We start from the raw sequence: 23,975 nt of genomic DNA, 5'->3' as shown, positions 1-23,975 counted from the left end.
GCGGGTTTCTTGGCGGCTCAGTCGTTAAATCGCAACGACGTTGGCTGCAGCTGGGCCACGTTGGCTGTCCTGGATGGAGAATTCAACCTGCTGGCCTTCAGCCAGAGTCTTGAAACCATCGCTAACGATAGCGGAAAAATGAACGAAAACGTCTTTAGAGCCGTCGGCAGGCGTGATGAAGCCGAAACCTTTGCTTTCGTTGAACCATTTAACGTGACCAGTGATCTTGCTCATTTGTGTTTCCTTTACTTGATAAACCTGCCTTGACGGCACGAGACGCGAAAACCTTGCTATATATAGGCCTTCTTTCGCCGTCGCTTATTAACGCACAATCGCCCAGGCAGGGCAAATATTTCTGCTTGTTATAAAAACAGTAAGTTAGCAACAAACCTGGCGCGGCGGCTGTGAACGCAATCGTTTTCGTATATACTGCCCGCCGATCATCAATCCGCTTACTTTCACCGATCCAGGTACGAAACTATGTTAACGATTGGAACCGCCCTGCGCCCTTCCGCCACCCGCGTTATGTTGCTCGGCTCCGGGGAGCTGGGTAAAGAAGTCGCCATTGAATGCCAGCGCCTCGGTCTGGAAGTGATCGCCGTCGATCGCTATGCCGACGCCCCCGCCATGCATGTGGCGCACCGCAGTCACGTCATCAATATGCTGGACGGTGACGCGTTGAAAGCCGTTATCGAACAAGAGCGGCCGGACTATATCGTTCCCGAAATCGAAGCGATCGCCACCGCCATGCTGGTGGAGCTTGAACGTCAGGGCCACCGCGTGGTGCCCTGCGCCGAAGCCACGCGCCTGACCATGAACCGCGAAGGCATCCGCCGTCTGGCGGCGGAAGAACTTGGCCTGCCCACCTCCAGCTATCGCTTTGCCGACAGCGAAGCGGCTTTCCGGCAGGCGGTCGAACACATCGGCTACCCGTGCATCGTCAAACCGGTGATGAGTTCTTCCGGCAAAGGACAAAGCCTGATCCGCGCGCCTGAACAGCTGCAAAGCGCCTGGGATTACGCGCAACAGGGTGGACGCGCCGGCGGAGGCCGGGTGATCGTCGAAGGGTTGGTAAGATTTGATTTTGAAATTACGTTGCTGACCATCAGCGCCGTGGACGGCGTACATTTCTGCGAGCCGATCGGCCATCGTCAGGAAGACGGAGATTATCGCGAATCCTGGCAACCGCAGCGCATGTCAGCCACGGCGTTGAGCCGTGCTCAGACTATTGCGGAGAAGGTGGTGAAAGCCCTGGGCGGGTTCGGCCTGTTCGGCGTGGAGCTGTTCGTCTGCGGCGACGACGTGATCTTCAGCGAAGTGTCTCCGCGGCCGCACGATACCGGCATGGTTACGTTGATCTCACAGGATCTGTCCGAGTTCGCCCTGCACGTTCGCGCGTTTCTCGGGTTGCCGATTGGCGCCATCCGCCAGTTCGGCCCTTCCGCTTCGGCGGTGATCCTGCCGCAACTCACCAGCAGCGATGTGCGTTTCAGCGGACTGGAAAATGCGCTGCGCGGGCACAACCAGCTGCGCCTGTTCGGCAAACCGGAGATCGCCGGGCAACGTCGTCTGGGCGTAGCGCTGGCGACGGCGAACACGACGGAACTGGCGGTGGAGCAAGCGAAACAAGCCGCCGCCGCCGTGACGGTCAACGGCTGATACTCACGGGGCCGCTTGCGCGGCCCCGATAACGTCAATAGTCTTCGTCTTCTTCAGCATCGTCATCCCGCGACGCCTCCGGTGCGGCCTCATGTTGCTCGTCTTCGTCATCGAACAATACCGCAACCTGAGCACCCTGATGCTTCTCGCGAATTTCCTGCGCAACGCGAGCAATGGCCTCACCGCTGCTCATGCCCTGCTCCATCAGTTGATGGATGCGATCCGCCGCTTCCTGCTGCTCCGCGTGATTCAGTAATGGCATACCTGCATGCATGTGTCGTTCTCTCCGGCAAAAGGGAGAAGGAGTATACGCGCTAACGCGGCAGATCCCAACGTCTGGTGCGTCAGGCCGGTTGCGAACAGCCGTTATCGTTGCGCCACTGCTTCAGGCGATGCCGCCACAGCATGACATGCCACCCCTGCTTCAGGCCGCGCGCATTGGCGAACATCGCTCTATCGATACCGCGCTGATAGAACTCTTCGGTGATCTGACTCTGAGCGGCCGGTTCCGGCTCGCGACGAATGCTGTGGCAAATGCCCAGCGCTTCGCGGGTGATTTGCCAATGGAAAGCCGGACGAATGACGATAGTGCCCGCATAGCGCTGGTTGAGCCGCTCCAGCATTTCGACGATTTTCATATAGTGGCGTTGATACTCCACGTTCGCCTTACCGATGCGACGACGATTACTGATCGACTTGTCGTGCACCCGTTGACGGTACAGCGGCGTACTTAAATATTTGACTCGTTTGGCATTAAACATGACTTCTGTCGTCCAGGGAATATCCTGGTGATGTAACCCCGGCTCGAAATAAAGCCGATGCTGGCGAATAAAGTCGAGGCGATATATTGCCAGCCATACAACGTGAATAAACTTTCGCGATTTCAGCGCACGTTCAAACCACTGCACGCCACTGATAACATCGGTGGTACGCAAACGCGCCTCGGGAAAAATCGGCTGCAATTCATCTTGGCTGGTGAAATAGCGCTCGCCATTACATTGCATCACGTCTAATTGGTGTTTTTCCGCCTGTTCCAGCAGCGTGGAATACATCTCCGGCGCCAGCAAGTCGTCGGCATCGGGAAACGCCACATATTTACCTTGTGCAACGGCAAGCCCGGTATTACGCGCGTTAGAAACACCGGCATTGGCCTGATCGATCACACGAATATGCGGATGTACCGCCGCGTAACGGTGCGCAATCTCTCCTGAACCGTCAGTGGAACCATCGTTGACGATGATCACCTCCAACCGTTGCTCGCGCTGGGCCAGCAGCGAGGCCAGGAAAGGCTCCAATAATTCCCCCGCATTGTGCATCGGGACGATCACGCTCAGCATTAACGACATAGTCAGCTCTTCAATGATAATGTAACAAAATAATAATTTTATTTTTCTAAAAGACTCATTCGGCCTGCGTAGGCTTGGGATAAGCGTGAAACACTGCAAATTCCCGCGCTGGCTAATGGGACCGAACTGGCCTTTCTTTCTCAAACCCGCGCCAGAAAAGCGCTGAGTAATTAAGCCATTAATTCCAAAGGGCGGCGACGTTGCTAAAATCGGGCATAGCAACATCCCCCCCGCTTCTAATAACAAGCAGAAATAATAAATTTATGAAATTAACGAATCTTTTTTTATATTTCTCGGGTATTGCGCCCTCGATGAATAGGCTTCCAGTGCATTTGACGTTAAATTTTTAACATATCGAAGTATAATCAATGGCGCAAAAAATGCCTTATTTCAGGTTTATTGAGCTGCCGTTTATGTGAACTGTGCTGCATGTCGCGCATGGCAAAACATGCATGACGTGGCCGTCTATGGCACACTAGCCGCCAGATATCGCCGTCCTCACAGCCAGGTTTATTGACGTTCATGAGCGTAACCGCCCCAAACATAAAATCTTTGCCCTACAGCCGCCGTGCCCTGATGACGCTTTTCGCCCCGCTTTCATCGCAGCCTTGGGCGATGCTGCTGCATTCGGGCTTTGCCGACCATTCGCACAACCGCTTCGATATCCTGGTCGCACAACCGCGCGTGACACTCACCACCCAGGGTGCCGACACGCAAATCGAAAGTGACGGCGTCACCATTCAGTCGCAGGAAGATCCGTTCTCCTTGCTGCAGCAGCAACTGGCGGCGCAAGGCTGGCAGCCGGCGTTTAATCCGGACCTGCCGTTTCAGGGCGGAGCTCTGGGACTGTTCGGCTACGATCTTGGGCGGCGGGTGGAAACCCTGCCGCAGTTGGCCGAAGCCGACCTCGCTTTACCGGATATGGCAGTGGGCATTTATGACTGGGCAGCGATCGCCGACCACCAATTGCAAACCCTGACGCTGCTCAGCTATGGCGATGTGGAGCAGCGCTGGCGCTGGCTCAATAGCCAAACCGCACCTGCAGAACGCCCTTTCACGCTGCTGAGCGACTGGCGCGCCAATATGAGCCGGCGACAATACGGCGAGAAATTCCAACGTATTCAGCACTACCTGCGCAGCGGCGACTGTTACCAAATTAATCTGGCACAACGATTCTCCGCCGACTATCAGGGGGATGAATGGCAGGCGTTCTGCCGCCTGAGCGCCTGCAACCGCGCGCCGTTCTCGGCCTTCCTGCGCTTGCCGCACAACAGCGTACTGAGCGTCTCTCCCGAGCGCTTCCTGTGGCTGGAGCAGCAGCGTATCCAAACCCGCCCGATCAAGGGCACGCTGCCGCGGCTGGCGGACGCGGAACAGGACGCCGCGCAGGCTCGCCGTTTGGCCGATTCACCCAAGGATCGCGCTGAAAATCTGATGATCGTCGATCTGCTGCGCAACGATATCGGCCGCGTCGCCCAGCCTGGCAGCGTACGGGTGCCGGAACTGTTCGCCGTGGAGCCGTTCCCCGCCGTGCATCACCTGGTGAGCACCATCACCGCGACCCTGCCAAACCATACCTCGGCGGCCGAACTGCTGCGCGCCTGCTTCCCCGGCGGTTCGATCACCGGCGCGCCCAAGGTGCGCGCGATGGAAATCATCGAAGAGTTGGAGCCGCAGCGCCGCAATGCCTATTGCGGCAGCATCGGTTACCTGAGCGCCTGCGGCACCATGGACACCAATATCACCATTCGCACGCTCGTCACCGAAAACGGTCGCATCCACTGCTCCGCCGGCGGCGGCATCGTGGCGGACAGCCAGGAGCAGGCGGAATACCAGGAGACCTTCGACAAGGTCGGCCGCATTTTGCCGCAGTTAGGGGAGTATGCCCTGTCGTGATCCCATCGAACTCACCGGCCTCACTGCACGCCTTTATCAGCCGTTTTCAACTGCAGCTGCCACAGGCGACGCAGATTTCGCACCATGTGCGCCCGGCGGCGGTGCTGATCCCGATCGTCTGCCGCGCCGAGCCGACGCTGCTGTTGACCCGCCGTGCCGACTCGCTGCGCAAACATGCCGGTCAAGTGGCCTTCCCCGGCGGCAAAACCGACGCCGAAGACGGATCGGCGATCGTCACGGCGCTGCGAGAAGCGCAGGAAGAAGTGGCGATACCGCCGCAAGCGGTGACTGTCCTCGGCCAAATGGCGCCGCTCGACAGCAGCACCGGATTTCAGGTTACCCCTATCGTCGGCCTCATCCCGCCGGACGTGCAGTTCCACGCCAATGAAGGCGAAGTGGCGGACGTGTTCGAGATGCCCCTGCGGGAAGCGCTGACCCTGTCGCGTTACTATCCGCTGGATATTCATCGCGCCGGCCATACGCACCGCATCTACCTCTCCTGGTATCACAGCCAGTTTATCTGGGGGCTGACCGCCGCTATCATTCGGCGCCTGGCGCAACAGGTCAGTATTTAGCCCGCATTACGTGATCTGACTCGCAATCTGGCACGGTTGCCGACCTCCGCGGCGGGTAAAGCGATCGCTATCACTTCATTTGATCGCTTTTTCAACTACCGTTCCGTTTGAATGGTTTTAAAAAAACTGTAAACCCTCTCTTAAACCTTACGAAATACCTGTAAAATACCACCGTCCGAGATAAACCACTGTAGAAACAGGGATTAAGCCGGCGGCGTTCAGCACGGAAAGCTGACGCGATTACCGCTAATGGAGCTTGGGCGAAAGCGGATACCCCGCACAAGGGGTCGCCCCGGGTAATCAGTAAAAAAAGCGACACCACGGATTATTTAATTTCATGCGAAAAAGGCAGCCGAACCCGCACGGCCCTTTTACAATATCGCTGTTCCCTGCGCGGTTTTTGACCGCCGCAGCCATAACAATACGTCTCTTTAAGGAGTTTTAGCGTGATTAGCGTTTTCGACATGTTTAAGATCGGCATCGGCCCGTCCAGCTCTCATACTGTTGGACCGATGAAAGCCGGCAAACAGTTTGTCGACGATCTGGTAAATAAAGGCCTGATGCCTTCTATCACGCGTGTTGCCGTAGACGTTTACGGCTCACTCTCATTGACCGGCAAAGGTCACCATACCGATATCGCCATCATTCTCGGCCTGGCCGGCAACATGCCGGACACCGTCGATATCGATAGCATTCCGGGTTTTATTCGCGATGTAGAACAACGTCAACGCCTGATGCTGGCCAACGGCCTGCATGAAGTCGATTTCCCGCGCGACGGCGGCATGGTCTTCCGCAGCGACAACCTGCCGCTGCACGAAAACGGCATGCAGATCCACGCCTTCGCCGGCGATAAAGAAGTGTACAGCAAGACCTATTACTCTATCGGCGGCGGTTTCATCGTCGACGAGGAGAATTTCGGCAAGGCCGCCGAGCAAGAACTGCAAATGCCATATCCGTTCAACTCCGCGCGCGAAATGCTCGACCACTGCCGCGAGACCGGCCTGTCGCTGTCCGGCATGGTGATGCAGAACGAACTGGCGCTGCACAGCAAGCAAGAGATCGAGACCTACTTCGGCAACGTCTGGCAAACCATGCGCGCCTGTATCGATCGCGGTCTGAACACCGAAGGCGTACTGCCGGGGCCGCTGCGCGTACCGCGCCGTGCCTCCGCGCTGCGCCGCATGCTGGTGGCGTCGGACAAACTGTCCAGCGATCCGATGAACGTGATCGACTGGGTCAACATGTTCGCGCTGGCGGTTAACGAAGAAAACGCCGCCGGCGGCCGCGTGGTCACCGCGCCGACCAACGGCGCCTGCGGCATCGTGCCTGCGGTGCTGGCTTACTACGATCACTTCATCGAGTCCGTCAGCCCGGATATCTACATCCGCTACTTTATGGCGGCGGGTGCGATCGGCGCGTTGTACAAGATGAACGCCTCCATTTCCGGCGCCGAAGTCGGTTGCCAGGGTGAAGTCGGCGTTGCCTGCTCCATGGCGGCGGCCGGTCTGGCCGAACTGCTGGGCGGCAGCCCTGAGCAGGTCTGTGTGGCGGCGGAGATCGGCATGGAACACAACCTGGGTCTGACCTGTGACCCGGTCGCCGGCCAGGTGCAGGTGCCGTGCATTGAGCGCAACGCCATCGCTTCGGTCAAGGCGATCAACGCAGCCCGCATGGCCCTGCGCCGCACCAGCGAGCCGCGCGTTTCGCTGGATAAGGTGATCGAGACCATGTACGAAACCGGCAAAGACATGAACGCCAAGTACCGCGAAACGTCACGCGGCGGCCTGGCAATCAAGGTGCAATGCGACTGACAGACAACCCCGCCACCCGGCGGGGTTTTTTATGGGTAATCAATTTATTGGCCGCATTTTGTGACAATGTCACCAGAAAATATTCTGCATTTCTCTCATCGATCCGGCGGTTAGCCTGCAAATTGACCTTCTGTTTTGCCAAATCGAAATAATTTACTGAGTTACCATCAATCTTGTATAACCTCAGGCTAGAATTAGCCGAGCGTAACTTAAGGATCTATGACCTGACCGTGACTCGGGACTGGATTACCGAACAAGGATTTACCGGATGTTGATGACCCACCTCGCCGCGTCCCGATATCGTTATTACCGTTGGCTGCTGGCCGGAGCGGTGGGCGCGGCTATTCTGTTGGTATCGCTGTATACCCGTTACTATCAAGAGGTCAAAAGTATCGAGCTGAGCCAGCAGACATTGGCCACCCGCACCGTCGGCAAGCTCAACCAGTTGTTGACGCCGGCTCAGCTGCAGGCGGAGCGCAGCATGGACATGCTGGACCAGCCCTGCGAGAACGTTTCGTCGACCCTGCGCTTTCGCGCCGCGCAGAATCAGGCGCTACGCGCCATGTTGCTGGTAAAAAACGGCATTATTTACTGCTCCAGCCTGTTTGGTTCCCGTCATTATCAGCTGGCCGCGGTAATGCCGACCTTCGTCAACAGCAACGCCAGACTGGCGCTGCGCCCCTCGCTGGCGGTGAGCAAAGGCCTGCCCACGCTGGTGATGTGGACGCCATCCCCCCACGATAAAACCAGCGGCGTGCTGCACGTGTTTAATATCGAGCTGCTGTCCAACTTTTTACTCGAGCCGCAGGAGCCTTACGTTCAGCGCGTGGTGCTGAACGTGGCTGACAGCAGCCTGGAATACGGCCGACGCGAAATCCTGAGCCGCGACACCCTGACCAACGATCTGCGCTACACCGCCGGCTCTGCGCTATACCCGTTCTCGATTTCGCTGTTCGGCCCGCAGATCGGCATGCTGGCGCTTTCCGCACTGCCGCGCCATATCCCGCTGGCGCTGCTGATCAGCCTGTTGGCCGCCTATGTGGTCTATCTGCTCACCGCTAACCGCATGAGCCTGTCTTATCACATCGGCCATGCCATCACCCATCGCGAGTTCCGCGTCTATTGCCAGCCCATCATCCATAGCGACACCGGGCGCTGCGCCGGCGTCGAGATGCTGCTGCGCTGGAAAAAGAAGCGACAAGGGTGGATCTCCCCCGACGTGTTTATTCCGCTGGCCGAGCAGCATGAGCTGATCATTCCGCTGACCCGTTATCTGATGCACACCGTGACGGAAAATCTGCAGCTGTTCCCGCCGCGACCGTCGTTCTACATCAGCATCAACGTCGCCGCCGAACACTTTAAAACGCTCAACATCATCGACGATATCCGCCGGATTTGGCTGCCGGCGCATCCGATGCCGTCACTGATGCTGGAGTTGACCGAGCGCACCGCGCTGTCGGCGATCCAGCATGACCAGATCCGGACGCTGAAAGACATGGGGATCATGCTGGCCATCGACGATTTCGGCACCGGCCACAGCTCGCTGAGCTACCTGAAGAACCTTAGCCCGGACGTGTTAAAGATCGACCGCGGATTTACCGCGGCCATCGGCACCGACGCGGTCAACGCCACGGTGACCGACACCATCATTACGCTGGCGCAGCGCCTGAAGCTGAAGCTGGTGGCTGAAGGGGTAGAAACGGCGGAACAGGCCGACTATCTGCGCTCACGCGAGGTCAATGCCCTGCAGGGGTATTATTTCGCCAAGCCGATGCCGATCCACGTTTTCCCGCTGTGGTTGCAGCAGTACGAATCGCGCGTCAGGAAAACGGAAGAGAATACGCCGGAGGCCTGAGCCTCCGGCGGGTGGGTTACGAATGCGCCGGTTCGTCGAAGACGACACGGGTGACACGCACCAGCTCGATGCGATAGTCGGAGACCTCGACAATATCGAAACGCAGGTGGTTCAGTTCAATGGTGTCCCCCACCACCGGCATCTGGCCGTAGTGGGCTAACAGCAGCCCCGCCAGAGTGGCGTAGTCTGCGGTTGGGCTGACCAGGTCATCGCAGGCCAGCGCCTGTTCCAGCGAGTGCAGGTCGGTCCCGCCTTTGACCAGCCAGCCGTCGCCTTCCGCCACGATATCCGGCGTTTCATCTTCGTCCGGGAACTCGCCGGCAATCGCTTCCAGCACATCCAGCGGCGTCACCAGCCCCTGCACCACGCCGAACTCGTTGGTGACCACCACCAGACGCCCTTTGGCGCGGCGCAGCACCGCCAGCAGCTTGATGACATCCATGGTTTCCGGCACCACGATCGGCGGCGTGCGGGCGGCAAACTCGGCGATATCGTCCCCTTGCTCCAGCGCCACCAGCAGATCCTTGGCGCGTACCACGCCGACGATCTCATCCACAGAATCGCGACACACCGGGAACAGGCTGTGCGGCGTATCCAGCAACTGTGCGCGCACCTCCTCACGGGAGCGCTCGCAGTCGACCCAGGAGATGTCAGTGCGCGGCGTCATCACGCTGCGCAATGAGCGCGAGGCCAGCGTCAGCACGCCGCTGATCATATAACGCTCTTCCGCCGCAAAGGTTTCATCCCGCGGCAAGGCGACCGCATCGTCCGCCTGCTGCGCGCGCTGCTGCCCCATCAGGCGCATGATCGCTTCCGCGGTGCGCTCGCGCATCGGGCGACGCGCCTGATGCTTGATAAAGTTGCGACGCGCGATCTGATTGAACAATTCAATCAGGATCGAGAAGCCGATCGCGGCGTACAGATAGCCTTTAGGAATATGCAAGCCGAAGCCTTCGGCGATCAGGCTCAGACCGATCATCAACAGGAAGCTCAGGCACAGCACCACAATGGTCGGGTGCGCGTTGACGAAGTTGGTCAACGGTTTGGACGCCAGCAGCATCACCGCCATCGCAATCACCACCGCCGCCATCATCACCGGCAGATCGTTCACCATGCCCACGGCGGTAATCACCGCATCGAGCGAAAACACCGCGTCAAGGATCACGATTTGCACCACCACCGCCCAGAACTTGGCGTAGCCGCGGTTGGCGCCATCCTGGTGCGTCTGCCCTTCCAGCCGTTCATGCAGCTCCATGGTGGCCTTGAACAGCAGGAATACCCCGCCGAACAGCAGGATCAAATCGCGGCCGGAGAAGCTGAAATCGCCGACGCTGAACAGCGGCGTGGTCAGGGTTACCATCCAGGAGATAACAGACAGCAGGCCCAAACGCATCAGCAATGCCAGCGACAGGCCGATGATGCGCGCTTTATCGCGCTGCTTCGGCGGCAACTTGTCGGCCAAAATGGCGATGAACACCAGGTTGTCGATGCCCAGCACGATTTCCAGCACCACCAGCGTAAGCAACCCCGCCCAAATAGAGGGGTCCATTAAAAATTCCATATCAGACTCCAGAAAAAAGTGGGAATGAGCGCACGCCGCTCAGACATGACGATGCCGCCGCTGCATGGGCGCAGTCGACAATAGCAAAGTGACGGGATGGGATTACCGGGAGATGGCCGAAGGGCCGAACAGCATATGCAACGCCAGCAGGTGGCGGGTGAAACCTGGAAAAACAGTTACTTCGGTGACAGTCCATAGGGAGGGCTGAGGCCCTTCACTCCTTAGTGATGAAAGAGGAAATTACTGTATCAGGATTTTTCTGGGGGACAAAGCGGCTTTTTCAACGGCGGTTTAGGGTGACACCACGCCATATCGTCTGCGACAGCTAAGATTTCTCCGAGCATTCAATAGCGGAGCAGCGTCACAAAAAATATTTTTTCACTCACTAAAATAAATCTCGCGTTCGTGAAGTATCACGCACAGGCATTTGATACTGCGTGAGAAATGTTAGGCGTGCGTTTCTTTTTTTCTACCATAATGTATCTGAACCGCGGAAGTGACTGCCAAGACGGCGCGGAGAAACGACACAAACCGCGTCTGGAGTTCAACGAGGAGGTAGCGAGTGGCAATAGCTATTATCATCGGCACACACGGGGCTGCAGCGGAACAACTGCTGAAAACGGCGGAGATGCTATTGGGCGAGCAGGACAACGTCGCCTTTATAGACTTCGTTCCCGGTGAGAATGCCGAAACGTTAATCGTCAAATACAACGAAAAAATCAGTGGATTGGATACCAGCGGCGGCGTGCTGTTCCTGGTGGATACCTGGGGCGGCAGCCCGTTCAACGCCGCCAGCCGCATTGCGGTCGACAAAGAAAACTATGAGGTCGTCACCGGGGTCAACATCCCGATGCTGGTGGAAACCTTCATGGCGCGGGACGACAACCCCGCTTTCGATGAACTGGTGGCGCTGGCGTTGGAAACCGGCCGAGAAGGCGTGAAAGCGCTGAAAAAACCGCAGGAAGAACCTGCAAAAACCGTGGCGCCCGTCGCCAAAGCCGCTGCCCCTCAGGCGCCGCTGGGGCCGAACGACCACATGAAAATCGGCCTGGCGCGCATCGATGATCGCTTAATCCACGGCCAGGTGGCTACCCGCTGGACCAAAGAGACCAATGTCAGCCGCATTATCGTCGTCAGCGATGAAGTCGCCGCCGATCATGTGCGCAAAACCCTGCTGACTCAGGTGGCCCCGCCGGGCGTCACCGCCCACGTGGTGGACGTGGCGAAGGCTATCCGCGTCTGGAACAACCCCAAATACGCCAACGACCGCGTGATGCTGTTGTTTACCAATCCGACCGACGTCTGGCGTCTGGTGGAGGGCGGCGTGGATATTCAATCCGTCAATATCGGCGGCATGGCGTTCCGCCAGGGGAAAACCCAGGTGAACAACGCCGTTTCCGTCGATGAAAAAGATATCGAAGCGTTTAAGAAACTGAACGATCGCGGTATCGAGCTGGAGGTGCGTAAGGTCTCGTCCGACAGCCGGCTAAAAATGATGGACCTGATTAACAAACTCAATTAGTGGCGCCAGCCGCTGATTATTTTACTCAGAGCTTTTTTGGTCATAGGAGAAGTGCAATGGAGATCACCACTCTTCAGATTGTGCTGATATTTATCGTTGCCTGTATCGCCGGGATGGGTTCCGTCCTCGACGAGTTCCAGTTCCACCGTCCGCTGGTCGCCTGTACCCTGATCGGCTTCATTCTCGGCGATATGAAAACCGGCATCATCATCGGCGGTACGCTGGAAATGATCGCGCTTGGCTGGATGAATATCGGTGCGGCGGTCGCGCCGGATGCCGCCCTGGCGTCCATCATCTCGACCATCCTGGTCATCGCCGGTGGGCAAAGCGTCGGCGCCGGTATCGCCCTGGCCATTCCGCTGGCGGCGGCCGGCCAGGTGTTAACCATCATTGTGCGAACCCTCACCGTGGCCTTCCAGCACGCAGCGGACAGCGCGGCGGAGCGCGGCAGCCTGCGCGCCATCAGCTGGATCCATGTCGGCGCCCTGCTGCTGCAGGCAATGCGTATCGCCATCCCGGCAGTCATCGTCGCCATCTCGGTGGGCACCGCCGGGGTGCACGCCCTGCTCAACTCGATCCCGGAAGTGGTCACCAGCGGCCTGAACATCGCCGGCGGCATGATCGTGGTGGTCGGTTACGCGATGGTGATTAACATGATGCGCGCCGGCTACCTGATGCCGTTCTTCTATCTCGGTTTCGTTACCGCCGCCTTCACCAACTTCAACCTGGTGGCGCTCGGCGTCATCGGCGTGGTGATGGCCGTGCTGTATATCCAGCTCAGCCCGAAATACAACAAGTCTCAGGTTGTCCAGGCCGGCCCGGCTAACGCGAACGATCTCGATAACGAACTCGACTAGGAATAGGTGAGAGAAATGGTTGATACAACTGCTCAAAAGAAACTCACGCCGGCCGATATTCGCGGCGTATTCCTGCGCTCGAACCTGTTCCAGGGTTCATGGAACTTCGAACGCATGCAGGCGCTGGGTTTTTGCTTCTCGATGGTGCCGGTGATCCGCCGCCTGTATCCGGAAAACAATGACGATCGCAAACAGGCGATCAAGCGCCACCTTGAGTTCTTCAACACCCACCCTTACGTGGCGGCGCCGGTGCTCGGCGTAACCATGGCGATGGAAGAGCAACGCGCCAACGGCGCACCGATCGACGACGCCGCAATCAACGGCATCAAGGTTGGTTTGATGGGGCCGCTGGCGGGCGTCGGTGACCCGATCTTCTGGGGCACCGTGCGGCCGGTATTCGCCGCGCTTGGGGCGGGCATTGCCATGAGCGGCAGCCTGCTCGGACCGATCCTGTTCTTCGTGCTGTTCAACCTGGTGCGCCTGCTGACCCGCTATTACGGCGTGGCCTACGGTTACCGTAAAGGGGTGGATATCGTCAACGACATGGGCGGCGGCTTCCTGCAGAAACTGACGGAAGGAGCGTCCATTCTCGGCCTGTTTGTCATGGGGGCGCTGGTCAACAAGTGGACGCACGTGAATATCCCGCTGGTGGTGTCCAAGATAACCGACCAGACCGGGCATACCAACGTCACCACGGTGCAGACCATCCTCGACCAGCTGATGCCGGGCCTGGTGCCGCTGCTGTTGACCTTCGCCTGTATGTGGCTGCTGCGCAAGAAAGTCAACGCGCTGTGGATCATCATCGGCTTCTTCGTCATCGGTATCTTTGGCTATTGGATTGGCCTGCTGGGCCTGTAATCGTTCGAAACGGCCGGGGGGCAACCCCCGGCTTTTTTATGTGTGGAGCAAGAGATGTCACTGACCGACGCCGTACTGATGCTGTTTATCGCCCTGCTGTTGCTGTATTCGCTGTACGACGAATTCGGCATGGATCTGCTGAAAGGCAAAACGCGGCTCAAAGTGCCGCTCAAACGCCGCAACCGCCTCGACAGCCTGATTTTCGTCGGCCTGATCGCCATTCTGATTTACCGTAACGTCACCGCCAACGGCGCGCTATTAACCACTTATCTGCTTATTTCTTTGGCGCTGCTCGCCATCTATATTGCTTATATCCGCTCGCCCAAAATGGTGTTTAAAGCGCACGGTTTTTTCTTCGCCAATGTTTTTGTCGAATATAACCGCATTAAAGCCATGAATTTATCGGAGGACGGCATTCTGGCCATCGACCTGGAGCAGCGCCGGCTGTTGGTTCAGGTGACACACCTGGATGACCTGGAGAAGATATACAACTTTTTCGTTGATAATCAATAAATAATGGAAAATTAATTTTATTCTCGCTCAAACCTTGCGCTGTCTGTGGATAATTAATCGGCAGCGCCATTTCATTTCTGACTATTATTTCTGCAACATTGTTACCCGCGTCTACATTATATTCCCACATGAAATCAGATTAATGAAAACGAGTCTCAATTAAGAACAAAAATCGCGCCAGAATAAAGTTGTCGGTACCGGAAATAATATGGTATGGTTGCGCCGTCATTGGGGAGTAGCCGGTTTCTGGAGAATAAAACGCCAGAAACGCCCGTATCAACATACTCGTTTCGCCGTATGAAACGTGGTGCGGGCAGCCAGGTAAGGTTGGCGAGACCATAGACACGTAACTCCGTCGTTTGGTTGGGGGTGGGTTACGTGTATATGGAGCCACCCGGCCGAGGCTATTTCACATGAACCTTTCAGCAACGCTTATTCTCGCTTTCGGCATGTCCATGGATGCGTTCGCCGCTTCTATCGGCAAAGGCGCCAGTTTGCATCAGCCGCGCTTTCGCGAAGCGATCCGCACCGGTCTGATCTTCGGCGTGGTCGAAGCAATCACCCCGCTCATCGGTTGGGCCATCGGCCTGTTCGCCAGCCAATACATCATGGAATGGGATCACTGGGTCGCCTTCTCGCTGCTGTTCATTCTCGGCATGCGCATGATCGTCGAAGGGGTGCGCAACAGGCCCGACGAAGAAGAGAAGGTCAAACGCCACGGCTTCTGGATATTGGTGGCCACCGCTATCGCGACCAGCCTGGACGCCATGGCGATCGGCGTCGGTCTGGCCTTCCTGCAGGTGAACATCGTGCACACCGCAATGGCCATCGGCTGCGCCACCATGATCATGGCAACGTTGGGCATGATGATCGGCCGCTTTATCGGCCCGCTGCTGGGCAAACGCGCCGAAATTCTCGGCGGCGTGGTGTTGATCGGCATCGGCGTCAACATCCTGCTGGAGCACCTCGGCTACCTGGCCTGAGGCGACCGAACTGCAAAAAAAACCTGCCGCGGCAGGTTTTTTTGTTTCTGAGTTCAAGGCCCCTTAAGCGCGACGTCGGTACAACGCCAACACGAAATCCGTCTCGCACACAAACTCGCCGCCCTCGGCCAACCGCTGTTGCACCTCCGGCGTAGCGCGCCAGGCGAACGGCGTCATCTGCAGCAGATTGGCGGCCTGCGCGCCCGGTAGGGTCATCGTATAGGCCAGCGCCTCTTTGCGCTCGCAGTCGAATCCGTCGAACTGTTCATCCTGTTCGGCATGCAGCTGCACCTGCTGGTACACCTGCTCTTTCAGCTGGTACAGATGACGCGGGCCCGGCGAAACCGTCAGCACCACGCCGCCCGGTTTCACTACCCGCGCCAGCTCCTCCGCCTTGCAAGGCGCATAAATGCGCAAGACCGCGTCCAGCGCCCCGTCGGCGAACGGCAAACGGTGACTGGAGGCGACGCAGAACGAGACCGCCGGATAACGTTTGGCGCCATAACGGATCGCCACCTTGGCGACGTCCAGCCCATAGAACGCCATATTGCGCTCCTGGGCCAGCCGTGCGGCCACGGCGGCGGTGTAATACCCTTCCCCGCAGCCTATGTCCAATAACGCGCCTGCATCGGCCGCCAGCGCCGAATCCAGCCACTCGGCTACCTGCGCTTGCAACGGCTGATAATATCCACCGTCGAGAAACGCGCGCCGTGCCTGCATCATTTCCGCGCTGTCTCCCGGCTGCTTCGATCGTTTGTGCTGCACCGGCAGCAGATTCACGTAGCCTTCTTTGGCTTGATCGAACTGATGATTGCCGTCACAACGCCAGTGTTGTGATGAAAAATGCAGCGGTTGATGACACAGGGGGCAGTGATAAGACATGAATGGGCTTCCAGAAAGACAGGGCGCGGCTAGTCTAAAGAAGGCGTCGGCTTGATGCAAGGCGCATCCCCGCTCGCTTTCGCCGCCAACAACACCTAGTCAAGCGGGGAAAAAGCTGGCTACACTGAGAGTCTGTTTTCTCATGCAGGTGAACATAACTTATGAGCGATCGTTCCGCGCTGCTCGATGCGGTGCCCCACATTCAGCACGGCTTCGGCAGCAAACTCGCGCTGCTGCCCGGGCATCTGCTGCCCTACAGCGCCACGCTGCCGGAAAAAAAACAGGTGCACGGCACCCGCATCGTCGATGTGCTGCAGCCGGCGCAGGCATGCGGCGAGGCCGATGGTTTCTATACTCGCCAGCCCGGCATTCTGCTCAGCGTACTGACGGCGGACTGTTTGCCGGTGCTGTTCAGCCGCCGTGACGGAGGCGCCATCGCTGCGGTGCACGCCGGCTGGCGCGGGCTGCTGGACGGCATTCTGGAACAGATGGCAGCACGCATTCGCCAGGACGGCGACACCGCCGATTGGGTCGTCTCCATCGGCCCTGCCGCCGGCCCGTGCTGCTACGAAGTCGATGAAGCGCTGGTGGAGAGTTTTAAACAGCGGCTGCCGCTGCCCGCCACGTTGATCAGCCCGCATTACCGGCATCTCGATTTGGCCGCAATTGCCGAATACAAGCTGGCGGCGCTCGGCTTCGCCGCCGTTGACCGCGCCGGCAGTTGCACCATCTGCACGCCGGACGTCGACCCACAGCGGCCGCAGCGCTTCAAATACACCAGCTATCGCCGCAACAGCCACCGGCGCGCGCAGGATCCGACGCATCCGGGGATCAAAGGCCGCAACCAGTACGCCGGCATCATCATCGCCGCCGGATGACGGAAACGAAAAAGCCCGCGCGAAGGCGGGCTTTTTGTACAGCTGACGCTGATTAGATAGCAGTAACGTTTACTGCAGATGGGCCTTTCTGGCCATCTTGGATTTCGAACTCAACGTTCTGGCCTTCAGCCAGGGTTTTGAAGCCGTTACCCTGGATTGCAGAGAAGTGTACGAACACGTCTTTGCTGCCGTCAGCCGGGGTGATGAAACCGAAACCTTTAGACTCGTTGAACCACTTAACTTGACCTTTGATCTTTGCCATCTTGAGTATTTCCTTTGGATTGTTTAAACCGCCCGAGGGCGTTACATAGACAAACTAGAGTCGTTACTGCTTGAGGCACTAAGATAAGGATCGGCAGAGAAGCGGTATTCAACGCTAACGTCTTTACTCAGAACTTCTTTACTGAAAATGCCACACATATACAGAACTGTACCTCGTTTTACCCAGATGCGTTATCACATACTCTGTATGCGATGGCAAGCCATTTTTAATCACTGAACGACATGTCGCACATATTTGAAACGGTCGAGCGCCACATTTGCTTAAATAGGCCAAAAGATGTTGAAGCATCGGCTATTTTCTGCTTGCCAAAATCACTGCGCCAGACCCCGCATTCTGCTGGAGTTTTAACAAAACTTTCATCGTCTTGACGCCTTTGCGTCTCACCATTTCCGCTTTTTTGCCGCTTATAGCGTTAAAAAATTTGAATCTTTATGGAATTTGATATGCAACATCTGAATATCGATGAACGGGGGCCAATTTATTCATCGCTCCTCCGACCATTTACCGCCGAAAAGCCCATTCATCATCGGCTTTCCGCCCTGCCGCCAAACGGCGCTGTCGAGAACGGCGCACGGGTCGGCGGCGACGTCTCCGCCCTGCACAACGGATGCATAAGCATGCAAAGCGCCGGCACATCTTCCGCTGTCTGTGGTTTCATCATAAATAATCCGAATGTCATTAACCTCAATAGCCGGAATAATCTTATCAATAACGAAAATTCAACGTTGAATTAAATCCTGAAAATACGGGGGTTATTTGAATTACCACCCGCACTTATCAATTCTGCTAATTACAGCTGCGCTTTCAAACCATTGACTTTATTCATCCCGCTGCGCCGCCGGGTGATTAGGTAACGCAGGCGATGAGCCCTGCAACGCGATGCGCTCGCCAATCTTCAGCGGGAGGAATTGATGCTGCTCCAACCCCGCCTCGCTCAGGGCCAGGTTCAGCTGCTGCGGCGGTTCGTCCAGCGATTCATCCGCCAATTCAAATACTCCCCAATGGATGGGAATGGCTCGCGGCTGATTCAGTTCGCGATACAGCGCCACCGACTGCTGCGGATCCATATGCTGCTCCTGCATAAACCAGCGCGGCGCATAGGCGCCGATCGGCAACGCAGCCACGTCGAACGGCCCCAGCCGTTGACCGATCTCCGCCAGCCGTTCCGAATAACCGCTGTCGCCGGAAAAATAAAACCGTAGCGCCGGATGGTGGATCACCCACCCGCACCACAGCGAGCGATTGCGATCCCACAGCGTGCGCATGCTCCAGTGCCGCGCCGGCGTGGCATAGACCGTCAGCTCGCCCAGTGACAGGCTCTGCCACCAGTCCAGTTCATGCACCTTCAGCCGGTAGCGGCGAAACCAGCGCTTCAACCCCAACGGCACGATGAACTCGGCCTGTGGGAAACGCCGCGCCAATTGCCGCACCGTGCGCCTGTCGAGGTGGTCATAATGGTTATGGGAGATCAGCACCACATCCACCGCCGGCAGTTGCCCCACCGTCAACGGCGGCGGCGTTCTGCGCTTTGGGCCGTAAAAGCTCAGCGGCGATGCACGTTCGGACAATACCGGATCGATCAGGATATAGCGGCCGCTCAATCGCAATAGCATCGAGGCATGCCCCAACCACCAGACGCTGTCGTCGCTGCCACTGAGATCGGCAGGTTGCCACCAGCGCTGGGTAAATTGCGCGTAACCCTGCTGCGGCGGCCTGGGCAACCCCTGCCGCTTGCGTTCATCTTGCCAACGCCGAAGATCGCCCTCCTGACGCCGCGAAGGTTCCAGGTTGCGAAATCCCTCCGGCGTATGATGCGCCTTGGCCGCGTCGTAATAACGGTTGATTCTTTTCATCCTGCCTTTTCTCCCGACCACAGCGCCCTGCACGGGCATGACTTTCAGTGTAACAAACCCGATGAAGCTCGCACTTTGTCAGCCGTGCGCTGCATCTCGGGACCTTTTGCCGTATGCTGTTGTCTCACTCCGGTGGAAAGCCAGGGCCGCCAAGAGCCCGTTAAGACTCTCTTAAGATCTTTGTGATTGACTTGTAGGGCATACAGAAAAGGAGAAGTTATGAGTCGTTCTACATCCCGCAAATCAGGCATCGGCCTGGGGCGTCGAATTCGCAGCGCGCTGCTGGCGCAGAAGCAATACTGGAAAATGTATTTCGCCATGAAGCTGCGCCGGCTGCGCGTGCCTGCACCGTTGGTGCTGCTGGGCGGTTCGCTGCTTGGGTTCTTCATGCTGACTCTGCTGATGCTCAGCGTAGTCGCCATCGACGTCATCAGCACCCTGCTGCTGCTGTGCCGGAAACTGCTGGGGCGGGGTCACGGTGAGAGCCGCGCCTTTATGCCGCGCGGCTAACGAGAAAAGAAGCGGAGGCGGGCAATACGCCTCCGCAGCACGCAGATTAACGCTTGGCGCCTTTACGGCGCGTCAGCATGAACCCGCACCACAGCACCGCAACCCATACCGGCATCAGCAGCACCGAAATGCGGATCCCTTCGCTGAAATACATGATCACCAGAATCAGGCCGAGGAACGCCAGACACAGGTAGTTGCCGAACGGATACCACAGCGCCTTAAAGCTGGGGATGACGCCCTGGCGGTTCTTGGCGGCACGGAACTTCAGGTGCGCCAGGCAGATCATCACCCAGTTGATCACCAACGTTGACACCACCAGCGCCATCAGCAGCTCAAACGCCTTGCCGGGCATCAGGTAGTTGATCAGCACGCCGATTGAAGTAATCAACGCCGACAGCGCGATGGACAGCACCGGCACGCCGCGTTTATTCACGCGCGTCAGCATCTGCGGCGCATTGCCCTGGCTGGCCAGCCCGAACAGCATGCGGCTGTTGGCATAAACGCCGCTGTTGTAGACCGACAGCGCGGCGGTCAATACCACTACGTTGAGCACCGTTGCCACCAGATTGCTGTTCAGCGCATGGAAGATCAGCACGAACGGGCTGCCGCCCTCCACCACTTGCCCCCACGGATAGAGCGAAAGCAGCACGGTCAGCGAGCCGATATAGAAGATCAGGATGCGGTACACCACCTGATTGGTGGCTTTGGGAATGCTGCGGCGCGGATCGGCGGCTTCCGCCGCGGTGATGCCGACCATCTCGAGCCCGCCGAACGAGAACATGATCACCGCCATCGCCATCACCAGCCCGGAGAAGCCGTGCGGCATAAAGCCGCCCTGCTGCCAGAGGTTGGTGATGCTGGCCTGCGGCCCGCCGTTACCGCTGGCCAACAGCCAGGCGCCGAAGACGATCATGCCGACAATCGCCACCACCTTGATGATGGCGAACCAGAACTCGGTTTCGCCGTACAGGCGCACGTTCACCAGGTTAATCAGGTTGATCAGCACGAAAAACAGCGCGGCGGAGGCCCAGGTGGGGATCTCCGGCCACCAGTACTGAATGTAGATGCCGACGGCGGTCAATTCCGCCATGCCGACCAGAATGAACATTGCCCAGTAGTTCCAGCCGGAAAGGAAGCCGGCGAAATCGCCCCAGTATTTATAGGCAAAGTGACTGAAAGAGCCGGCGACCGGCTCCTCCACCACCATTTCACCCAGCTGGCGCATGATTAAAAACGCGATAAAACCGCCGATGGCGTAGCCCAGCAGCACGGCGGGGCCGGCCATTTTAATGGTTTGCGCAATGCCGAGAAATAAACCGGTACCGATGGCGCCCCCAAGGGCAATAAGCTGTATGTGTCTGTTTTTTAAACCGCGTTTTAGCGGAGTATCCTGATGCTGACCGCCCATCTTATCCTCATATGGCGTATACCCTTGCCGTTATCGGCCAAGATTTCACCAATCAATAAATGTATCTGCGGGCGGCTTTTTAACACTTAACCCCGTGAGCATCAAGGAGAAGCGCCCCGAGACGGCAGGCCGGAGCGCGATTTTTTTACCGCGAGAAAGCGGATAACGGCAGCGTTTAGCCAGGCATACCGCACAGTTTGGTCAGATTGCGCGCGCCGATCATCAGCGTGGCGACATAAGATTGGCTACGCGTGACCACTTCCACCGCCACGCGATCGTTTTGATATTTTATCAGGTAGGTCGAGGGCCAGCCCTGACGGCGCTGGCCGAAGCTTTCGGCATGACGATCGATCGCCGCATGGGCAATCACCAGATGAGACAAGTTTTTATCACCTTTGATAATGCGCTTCATAAACAGCCTCCGCCAACGACAGCTCTGTTATTAGAAAAAGGAGAAACTCTTACCAATCACCGGTATTGTTCGACTCAGTTAGCCTGTCGGCTCATCAGGAAGCAGATCATCGCCGCGCGCAGCGGGCTGGCGCTGTCCGCCTGCCATTCACCGCCCTGAGTGCTCATGCGCGCCTGCCACTGCGGGCTGTCGCTTTGGTTGTCGGGGTTCAGACTGATTTTGTTGGCGCAAATGATCGGCCAGGCATCGGAGGGATTCTTGCAGTAATCTTTACCTTTCACACCACCGTAGGGATACCACTTGTCCGGGTTCTCTCCGGTCAACAGCGCAATGCTGCGGTTCACTTCGGCATCGCTTTCTTCGTACCATTTAATCATCGGCTTCATCCATCTTTCGTAAGGTTCGCGCTACATTACGATGTCTGTACGACAGTTTTATGACAGCGCCGCCGGTTTTCACATTATCTCTACTAATGCTTTATCCCCTTTATCTTTCCTTAGCGTCTGCGTAAACTTTTCTCCCTATTCAGCGCCCGGAGAACGCATGCATGTTGACCGGCCTTAACCATCTGACGCTCGCCGTCAGCAATATCGATCGCAGCTTCGATTTTTATCGTCATCTGTTGGGATTTATCCCGCACGCCCGCTGGCAAGGCGGCGCCTATCTGTCGTTAGGGCCGTTGTGGCTATGCCTGTCGCTGGATGAAACGCGCATGCAACAACGTGAGCGCGATTACACCCATTACGCCTTCAGCGTCGCGCCGGAACACATTGAGCAGGTCAGCGAGCGGTTGCGCCAGGCCGGCGTCGAAGAGTGGAAAAGCAATCGCAGCGAAGGTGAATCACTCTATTTTCTCGATCCCGATGGGCATCAATTGGAGATCCATGCCGGCGATTTGGCCAGCCGCCTGGCGGCATGCCGGGAAAAGCCGTATCAGGACATGGTGTTTTACTGAGGCGCCCCGGCGACGCTGCCGTCGGCCGGGGCATCATGCTCAACGTTCGGGGATGAAACCTTTGAAATCCAGCGCGGGGTTGAGATCGTCGTCAGCAGCAGCGGCGCCGTCTGCGCCGGCGCGGTGCGCCATACGCTTCAACAGCGCCGTTTGCTGGCGTTGTTGCTCGGCAATCTCCTGCAGCAGGCGAATCTGCTCATTGGCGCGCACGCTGGCGCGGTTCACCAGGAACCAGACCCACAGCCCGGCCAGCAACGCCACGGCGGCGAGGGCCAGCGACAACAGGCCATTCTGGCCAAAACCTAAATCGTACATGGACAACCCTATCTACTGCGAAATTCAGGCCGCCATCTTAACACTCGCGGCAGCCGTGCGAACATCCCTGCCAAAAATTGCTTACCAGGGCACGAAGCGGGTCACCGAACAGATGCCCAACGCAAAATTTCCACCATCGTCGCAATAGCTGTCCAGCGCCAGCAGGTAGAAAAACAGGCAGGCAGCGACGGCCGTCATTATCACGAGGATTTTTTTTCGTAACAAATTTAGCAGCCTCATTGTTATCTTGGTAATCTATCGCGCATGTTATCACAGCGAAGTTAAACGAAGTTTAACTTCCGTTTAGATTTCTGGCTATCGCCCGGTTTTCAGACTGTTACTCTTGCCCTCGCATAGGCGCCGTGGCTAGATGCCCCCTCAGGGATAACGAGGAAATACGATGAGCAAATTGATTAAGTGGGTATTGGTGTTGGCGGTCATTTACGGCGGCTTTTTGATCTCGGGCTACGGCGTGCTGATCGGCAGCAACAAAAACGTTGGCGGGTTGGGATTGCAGTGCAAATACCTGACGGCGCGCAACGTGGCGATCGCCCAGTACGTGAATGGCGACAACGGTTTCATCGGCGTAGCCGACTGCCCGCTGTTCAAGAAAATCGAAACGGTGGTGGATTAACCGCCACCGCCCGACGCCGCCGCTCTGCGGCGGCCCCGCCTCAGTTGCGGGTAAACTTCATCTCGATCAGCGCAATCGCCTTGTCAATCGCTCGGCGGGTCACCGGATCGGCGCCGGCAGGATGCGTGGAGAAATCGATGCTTTTGAGCTGACCCGCCATCTTGTCGCGCACTTCGGTCGGCGCAACGACGTCGATAACGTCCAGAATCTGTTTGATGACCAGTTGGCAAGCGACCAGATCGGAAGCCAGTTCCTGCTCGTTGCTCAGCATGTCAGACATAATAAATTTCCTTCTTGATTCAAACGCCGCACAGAATAGCATGGCGTCCGCGCCATTGCCCGCACTCCCCGTCTTTTTCCCCATTCTGCGCACCGGCGGGCAAAAGCCTGCGGCGGATTGGCCTATACT

General features: G+C 57.5%; 29 protein-coding genes and 1 riboswitch. Of the genes, 15 read left to right on the top strand and 14 right to left on the bottom strand.

The features are described 5' to 3' along the window. Window positions 1–24: 24 nt before the first annotated feature. A complete protein-coding gene (gene cspE / locus ACMGF7_RS18070; protein WP_004927572.1) occupies window positions 25–234 on the bottom strand; it encodes a cold shock-like protein CspC in 210 nt (69 codons plus the stop codon). Window positions 235–480: 246 nt separating this feature from the next. Here cspE (ACMGF7_RS18070) and purT point away from each other — a divergent pair, with 246 nt between their 5' ends. Then, the gene (gene purT, locus ACMGF7_RS18065; RefSeq protein ID WP_049240286.1) at window positions 481–1,659 is read left to right on the top strand and encodes a formate-dependent phosphoribosylglycinamide formyltransferase; all 1,179 of its coding nucleotides are present in this window, start codon (window positions 481–483) and stop codon (window positions 1,657–1,659) included. A 34-nt stretch (window positions 1,660–1,693) separates the two neighbouring features. Here the strand turns inward: purT and ACMGF7_RS18060 are convergent, their stop codons facing one another. Both ACMGF7_RS18060 and ACMGF7_RS18055 read right to left on the bottom strand, forming a co-directional pair. Next, window positions 1,694–1,933, bottom strand: a complete 240-nt coding sequence (locus tag ACMGF7_RS18060; RefSeq protein WP_015378151.1) for a YoaH family protein — start codon at window positions 1,931–1,933, stop codon at window positions 1,694–1,696. A 70-nt stretch (window positions 1,934–2,003) separates the two neighbouring features. Further along, window positions 2,004–3,005 carry a glycosyltransferase gene (locus ACMGF7_RS18055; protein ID WP_049240285.1) on the bottom strand — a complete coding sequence of 334 codons (1,002 nt, stop codon included), beginning with the start codon at window positions 3,003–3,005 and terminating at the stop codon, window positions 2,004–2,006. A 522-nt stretch (window positions 3,006–3,527) separates the two neighbouring features. On the opposite strand from ACMGF7_RS18055, the gene pabB reads away from it, so the two are divergent. From pabB to ACMGF7_RS18035, 4 genes are all read left to right on the top strand, one after another. Continuing rightward, window positions 3,528–4,901, top strand: a complete 1,374-nt coding sequence (pabB, locus tag ACMGF7_RS18050) for an aminodeoxychorismate synthase component 1 (RefSeq protein WP_049240341.1) — start codon at window positions 3,528–3,530, stop codon at window positions 4,899–4,901. Then, a complete protein-coding gene (locus tag ACMGF7_RS18045; protein ID WP_004927587.1) occupies window positions 4,898–5,476 on the top strand; it encodes a CoA pyrophosphatase in 579 nt (192 codons plus the stop codon). The genes pabB and ACMGF7_RS18045 overlap by 4 nt, the downstream gene beginning before the upstream one ends. A 446-nt stretch (window positions 5,477–5,922) precedes the next feature. Next, the gene (sdaA, locus tag ACMGF7_RS18040; RefSeq protein WP_004927589.1) at window positions 5,923–7,287 is read left to right on the top strand and encodes an L-serine ammonia-lyase; all 1,365 of its coding nucleotides are present in this window, start codon (window positions 5,923–5,925) and stop codon (window positions 7,285–7,287) included. A 268-nt stretch (window positions 7,288–7,555) separates the two neighbouring features. Next, window positions 7,556–9,142, top strand: coding sequence for an EAL domain-containing protein (locus ACMGF7_RS18035; protein ID WP_049240284.1), 1,587 nt, complete (start codon window positions 7,556–7,558; stop codon window positions 9,140–9,142). A gap of 16 nt (window positions 9,143–9,158) precedes the next feature. Here ACMGF7_RS18035 and ACMGF7_RS18030 read toward each other — a convergent pair whose 3' ends face one another. After that, on the bottom strand, window positions 9,159–10,703 hold the full coding sequence (locus ACMGF7_RS18030; RefSeq protein WP_060559773.1) for a TerC family protein: 1,545 nt from the start codon (window positions 10,701–10,703) through the stop codon (window positions 9,159–9,161). Window positions 10,704–11,265: 562 nt separating this feature from the next. On the opposite strand from ACMGF7_RS18030, the gene manX reads away from it, so the two are divergent. The 5 genes from manX (at window position 11,266) to mntP (ending at window position 15,436) form a co-directional block, all read left to right on the top strand. Continuing rightward, window positions 11,266–12,225, top strand: a complete 960-nt coding sequence (gene manX / locus ACMGF7_RS18025) for a PTS mannose transporter subunit IIAB (protein WP_049240280.1) — start codon at window positions 11,266–11,268, stop codon at window positions 12,223–12,225. Window positions 12,226–12,281: 56 nt separating this feature from the next. Then, complete coding sequence (locus ACMGF7_RS18020) at window positions 12,282–13,082, top strand: PTS mannose/fructose/sorbose transporter subunit IIC (RefSeq protein ID WP_015378156.1); 801 nt, start codon at window positions 12,282–12,284, stop codon at window positions 13,080–13,082. Between the two features lie 15 nt (window positions 13,083–13,097). After that, window positions 13,098–13,940 (top strand): PTS mannose transporter subunit IID, encoded by an 843-nt coding sequence (locus tag ACMGF7_RS18015; RefSeq protein ID WP_015378157.1) that lies wholly within the window; start codon window positions 13,098–13,100, stop codon window positions 13,938–13,940. Between the two features lie 54 nt (window positions 13,941–13,994). Further along, window positions 13,995–14,453 (top strand): DUF986 family protein, encoded by a 459-nt coding sequence (locus ACMGF7_RS18010; protein ID WP_004927610.1) that lies wholly within the window; start codon window positions 13,995–13,997, stop codon window positions 14,451–14,453. 218 nt (window positions 14,454–14,671) lie between these two features. Beyond that, window positions 14,672–14,859, top strand: a riboswitch (yybP-ykoY riboswitch). 7 nt (window positions 14,860–14,866) lie between these two features. Then, window positions 14,867–15,436 carry a manganese efflux pump MntP gene (mntP, locus tag ACMGF7_RS18005; protein WP_004927615.1) on the top strand — a complete coding sequence of 190 codons (570 nt, stop codon included), beginning with the start codon at window positions 14,867–14,869 and terminating at the stop codon, window positions 15,434–15,436. A gap of 63 nt (window positions 15,437–15,499) precedes the next feature. On the opposite strand, the gene rlmA is transcribed toward mntP, so the two are convergent. Next, window positions 15,500–16,318: a 23S rRNA (guanine(745)-N(1))-methyltransferase gene (rlmA, locus tag ACMGF7_RS18000; protein ID WP_049240278.1), complete on the bottom strand. Its 819-nt coding sequence runs from the start codon at window positions 16,316–16,318 to the stop codon at window positions 15,500–15,502. Window positions 16,319–16,479: 161 nt separating this feature from the next. On the opposite strand from rlmA, the gene pgeF reads away from it, so the two are divergent. Next, a complete protein-coding gene (pgeF, locus tag ACMGF7_RS17995) occupies window positions 16,480–17,196 on the top strand; it encodes a peptidoglycan editing factor PgeF (RefSeq protein WP_004927619.1) in 717 nt (238 codons plus the stop codon). Between the two features lie 52 nt (window positions 17,197–17,248). On the opposite strand, the gene cspE (ACMGF7_RS17990) is transcribed toward pgeF, so the two are convergent. Both cspE (ACMGF7_RS17990) and ACMGF7_RS17985 read right to left on the bottom strand, forming a co-directional pair. Next, the gene (gene cspE / locus ACMGF7_RS17990; RefSeq protein ID WP_002221949.1) at window positions 17,249–17,458 is read right to left on the bottom strand and encodes a transcription antiterminator/RNA stability regulator CspE; all 210 of its coding nucleotides are present in this window, start codon (window positions 17,456–17,458) and stop codon (window positions 17,249–17,251) included. Window positions 17,459–17,499: 41 nt separating this feature from the next. After that, window positions 17,500–17,616 (bottom strand): DUF2627 domain-containing protein, encoded by a 117-nt coding sequence (locus tag ACMGF7_RS17985; RefSeq protein ID WP_002211058.1) that lies wholly within the window; start codon window positions 17,614–17,616, stop codon window positions 17,500–17,502. A 306-nt stretch (window positions 17,617–17,922) separates the two neighbouring features. Between ACMGF7_RS17985 and ACMGF7_RS17980 the strand changes: the two genes are divergently transcribed. Continuing rightward, entirely contained in the window at window positions 17,923–18,213 is a 291-nt protein-coding gene (locus ACMGF7_RS17980; protein WP_197799011.1) for a hypothetical protein, read from the top strand. 84 nt (window positions 18,214–18,297) lie between these two features. Here ACMGF7_RS17980 and ACMGF7_RS17975 read toward each other — a convergent pair whose 3' ends face one another. Beyond that, on the bottom strand, window positions 18,298–19,332 hold the full coding sequence (locus tag ACMGF7_RS17975; protein WP_015378161.1) for an MBL fold metallo-hydrolase: 1,035 nt from the start codon (window positions 19,330–19,332) through the stop codon (window positions 18,298–18,300). Between the two features lie 219 nt (window positions 19,333–19,551). Here ACMGF7_RS17975 and ACMGF7_RS17970 point away from each other — a divergent pair, with 219 nt between their 5' ends. Next, window positions 19,552–19,842 carry a hypothetical protein gene (locus ACMGF7_RS17970; protein ID WP_004927675.1) on the top strand — a complete coding sequence of 97 codons (291 nt, stop codon included), beginning with the start codon at window positions 19,552–19,554 and terminating at the stop codon, window positions 19,840–19,842. Between the two features lie 46 nt (window positions 19,843–19,888). Here ACMGF7_RS17970 and ACMGF7_RS17965 read toward each other — a convergent pair whose 3' ends face one another. The 3 genes from ACMGF7_RS17965 to ACMGF7_RS17955 form a co-directional block, all read right to left on the bottom strand. Beyond that, window positions 19,889–21,250, bottom strand: a complete 1,362-nt coding sequence (locus tag ACMGF7_RS17965; protein ID WP_049240277.1) for an amino acid permease — start codon at window positions 21,248–21,250, stop codon at window positions 19,889–19,891. A 175-nt stretch (window positions 21,251–21,425) separates the two neighbouring features. Then, window positions 21,426–21,662 carry a DUF4060 family protein gene (locus tag ACMGF7_RS17960; protein ID WP_004927680.1) on the bottom strand — a complete coding sequence of 79 codons (237 nt, stop codon included), beginning with the start codon at window positions 21,660–21,662 and terminating at the stop codon, window positions 21,426–21,428. 74 nt (window positions 21,663–21,736) lie between these two features. After that, a complete protein-coding gene (locus tag ACMGF7_RS17955) occupies window positions 21,737–22,039 on the bottom strand; it encodes a phage protein NinX family protein (protein WP_004927682.1) in 303 nt (100 codons plus the stop codon). Window positions 22,040–22,209: 170 nt separating this feature from the next. Between ACMGF7_RS17955 and fos the strand changes: the two genes are divergently transcribed. Next, on the top strand, window positions 22,210–22,617 hold the full coding sequence (gene fos / locus ACMGF7_RS17950) for a fosfomycin resistance glutathione transferase (protein ID WP_049240276.1): 408 nt from the start codon (window positions 22,210–22,212) through the stop codon (window positions 22,615–22,617). Window positions 22,618–22,656: 39 nt separating this feature from the next. Here fos and ACMGF7_RS17945 read toward each other — a convergent pair whose 3' ends face one another. After that, on the bottom strand, window positions 22,657–22,932 hold the full coding sequence (locus tag ACMGF7_RS17945; protein ID WP_033640075.1) for a YebO family protein: 276 nt from the start codon (window positions 22,930–22,932) through the stop codon (window positions 22,657–22,659). Between the two features lie 81 nt (window positions 22,933–23,013). Continuing rightward, window positions 23,014–23,172: a PhoP/PhoQ regulator MgrB gene (locus tag ACMGF7_RS17940; RefSeq protein ID WP_004927688.1), complete on the bottom strand. Its 159-nt coding sequence runs from the start codon at window positions 23,170–23,172 to the stop codon at window positions 23,014–23,016. Window positions 23,173–23,332: 160 nt separating this feature from the next. Between ACMGF7_RS17940 and ACMGF7_RS17935 the strand changes: the two genes are divergently transcribed. Beyond that, window positions 23,333–23,566 carry a YobH family protein gene (locus tag ACMGF7_RS17935; protein ID WP_004927690.1) on the top strand — a complete coding sequence of 78 codons (234 nt, stop codon included), beginning with the start codon at window positions 23,333–23,335 and terminating at the stop codon, window positions 23,564–23,566. A gap of 40 nt (window positions 23,567–23,606) precedes the next feature. Here ACMGF7_RS17935 and ACMGF7_RS17930 read toward each other — a convergent pair whose 3' ends face one another. After that, the gene (locus tag ACMGF7_RS17930; RefSeq protein WP_420286561.1) at window positions 23,607–23,846 is read right to left on the bottom strand and encodes a DUF2766 family protein; all 240 of its coding nucleotides are present in this window, start codon (window positions 23,844–23,846) and stop codon (window positions 23,607–23,609) included. Window positions 23,847–23,975 lie beyond the last annotated feature (129 nt).

Origin of the sequence: Serratia sp. BNK-17, assembly GCF_048684935.1 — a bacterium.
GTDB classification, from domain to species: domain Bacteria; phylum Pseudomonadota; class Gammaproteobacteria; order Enterobacterales; family Enterobacteriaceae; genus Serratia; species Serratia nematodiphila.
This window is presented reverse-complemented; position numbering and strand designations above follow the sequence as displayed.

Coding starts and splice junctions, on each gene's coding strand:
- cspE (WP_004927572.1), bottom strand. CDS start 234: ATGAGCAAGATCACTGGTCACGTTAAATGGTTCAACGAAAGCAAAGGT.
- purT (WP_049240286.1), top strand. CDS start 481: ATGTTAACGATTGGAACCGCCCTGCGCCCTTCCGCCACCCGCGTTATG.
- ACMGF7_RS18060 (WP_015378151.1), bottom strand. CDS start 1,933: ATGCATGCAGGTATGCCATTACTGAATCACGCGGAGCAGCAGGAAGCG.
- ACMGF7_RS18055 (WP_049240285.1), bottom strand. CDS start 3,005: ATGTCGTTAATGCTGAGCGTGATCGTCCCGATGCACAATGCGGGGGAA.
- pabB (WP_049240341.1), top strand. CDS start 3,528: ATGAGCGTAACCGCCCCAAACATAAAATCTTTGCCCTACAGCCGCCGT.
- ACMGF7_RS18035 (WP_049240284.1), top strand. CDS start 7,556: ATGTTGATGACCCACCTCGCCGCGTCCCGATATCGTTATTACCGTTGG.
- ACMGF7_RS18030 (WP_060559773.1), bottom strand. CDS start 10,703: ATGGAATTTTTAATGGACCCCTCTATTTGGGCGGGGTTGCTTACGCTG.
- ACMGF7_RS18020 (WP_015378156.1), top strand. CDS start 12,282: ATGGAGATCACCACTCTTCAGATTGTGCTGATATTTATCGTTGCCTGT.
- ACMGF7_RS18015 (WP_015378157.1), top strand. CDS start 13,098: ATGGTTGATACAACTGCTCAAAAGAAACTCACGCCGGCCGATATTCGC.
- ACMGF7_RS18010 (WP_004927610.1), top strand. CDS start 13,995: ATGTCACTGACCGACGCCGTACTGATGCTGTTTATCGCCCTGCTGTTG.
- mntP (WP_004927615.1), top strand. CDS start 14,867: ATGAACCTTTCAGCAACGCTTATTCTCGCTTTCGGCATGTCCATGGAT.
- rlmA (WP_049240278.1), bottom strand. CDS start 16,318: ATGTCTTATCACTGCCCCCTGTGTCATCAACCGCTGCATTTTTCATCA.
- pgeF (WP_004927619.1), top strand. CDS start 16,480: ATGAGCGATCGTTCCGCGCTGCTCGATGCGGTGCCCCACATTCAGCAC.
- cspE (WP_002221949.1), bottom strand. CDS start 17,458: ATGGCAAAGATCAAAGGTCAAGTTAAGTGGTTCAACGAGTCTAAAGGT.
- ACMGF7_RS17985 (WP_002211058.1), bottom strand. CDS start 17,616: ATGTGTGGCATTTTCAGTAAAGAAGTTCTGAGTAAAGACGTTAGCGTT.
- ACMGF7_RS17980 (WP_197799011.1), top strand. CDS start 17,923: ATGCAACATCTGAATATCGATGAACGGGGGCCAATTTATTCATCGCTC.
- ACMGF7_RS17975 (WP_015378161.1), bottom strand. CDS start 19,332: ATGAAAAGAATCAACCGTTATTACGACGCGGCCAAGGCGCATCATACG.
- ACMGF7_RS17970 (WP_004927675.1), top strand. CDS start 19,552: ATGAGTCGTTCTACATCCCGCAAATCAGGCATCGGCCTGGGGCGTCGA.
- ACMGF7_RS17965 (WP_049240277.1), bottom strand. CDS start 21,250: ATGGGCGGTCAGCATCAGGATACTCCGCTAAAACGCGGTTTAAAAAAC.
- ACMGF7_RS17960 (WP_004927680.1), bottom strand. CDS start 21,662: ATGAAGCGCATTATCAAAGGTGATAAAAACTTGTCTCATCTGGTGATT.
- ACMGF7_RS17955 (WP_004927682.1), bottom strand. CDS start 22,039: ATGATTAAATGGTACGAAGAAAGCGATGCCGAAGTGAACCGCAGCATT.
- fos (WP_049240276.1), top strand. CDS start 22,210: ATGTTGACCGGCCTTAACCATCTGACGCTCGCCGTCAGCAATATCGAT.
- ACMGF7_RS17945 (WP_033640075.1), bottom strand. CDS start 22,932: ATGTACGATTTAGGTTTTGGCCAGAATGGCCTGTTGTCGCTGGCCCTC.
- ACMGF7_RS17940 (WP_004927688.1), bottom strand. CDS start 23,172: ATGAGGCTGCTAAATTTGTTACGAAAAAAAATCCTCGTGATAATGACG.
- ACMGF7_RS17935 (WP_004927690.1), top strand. CDS start 23,333: ATGAGCAAATTGATTAAGTGGGTATTGGTGTTGGCGGTCATTTACGGC.
- ACMGF7_RS17930 (WP_420286561.1), bottom strand. CDS start 23,846: ATGTCTGACATGCTGAGCAACGAGCAGGAACTGGCTTCCGATCTGGTC.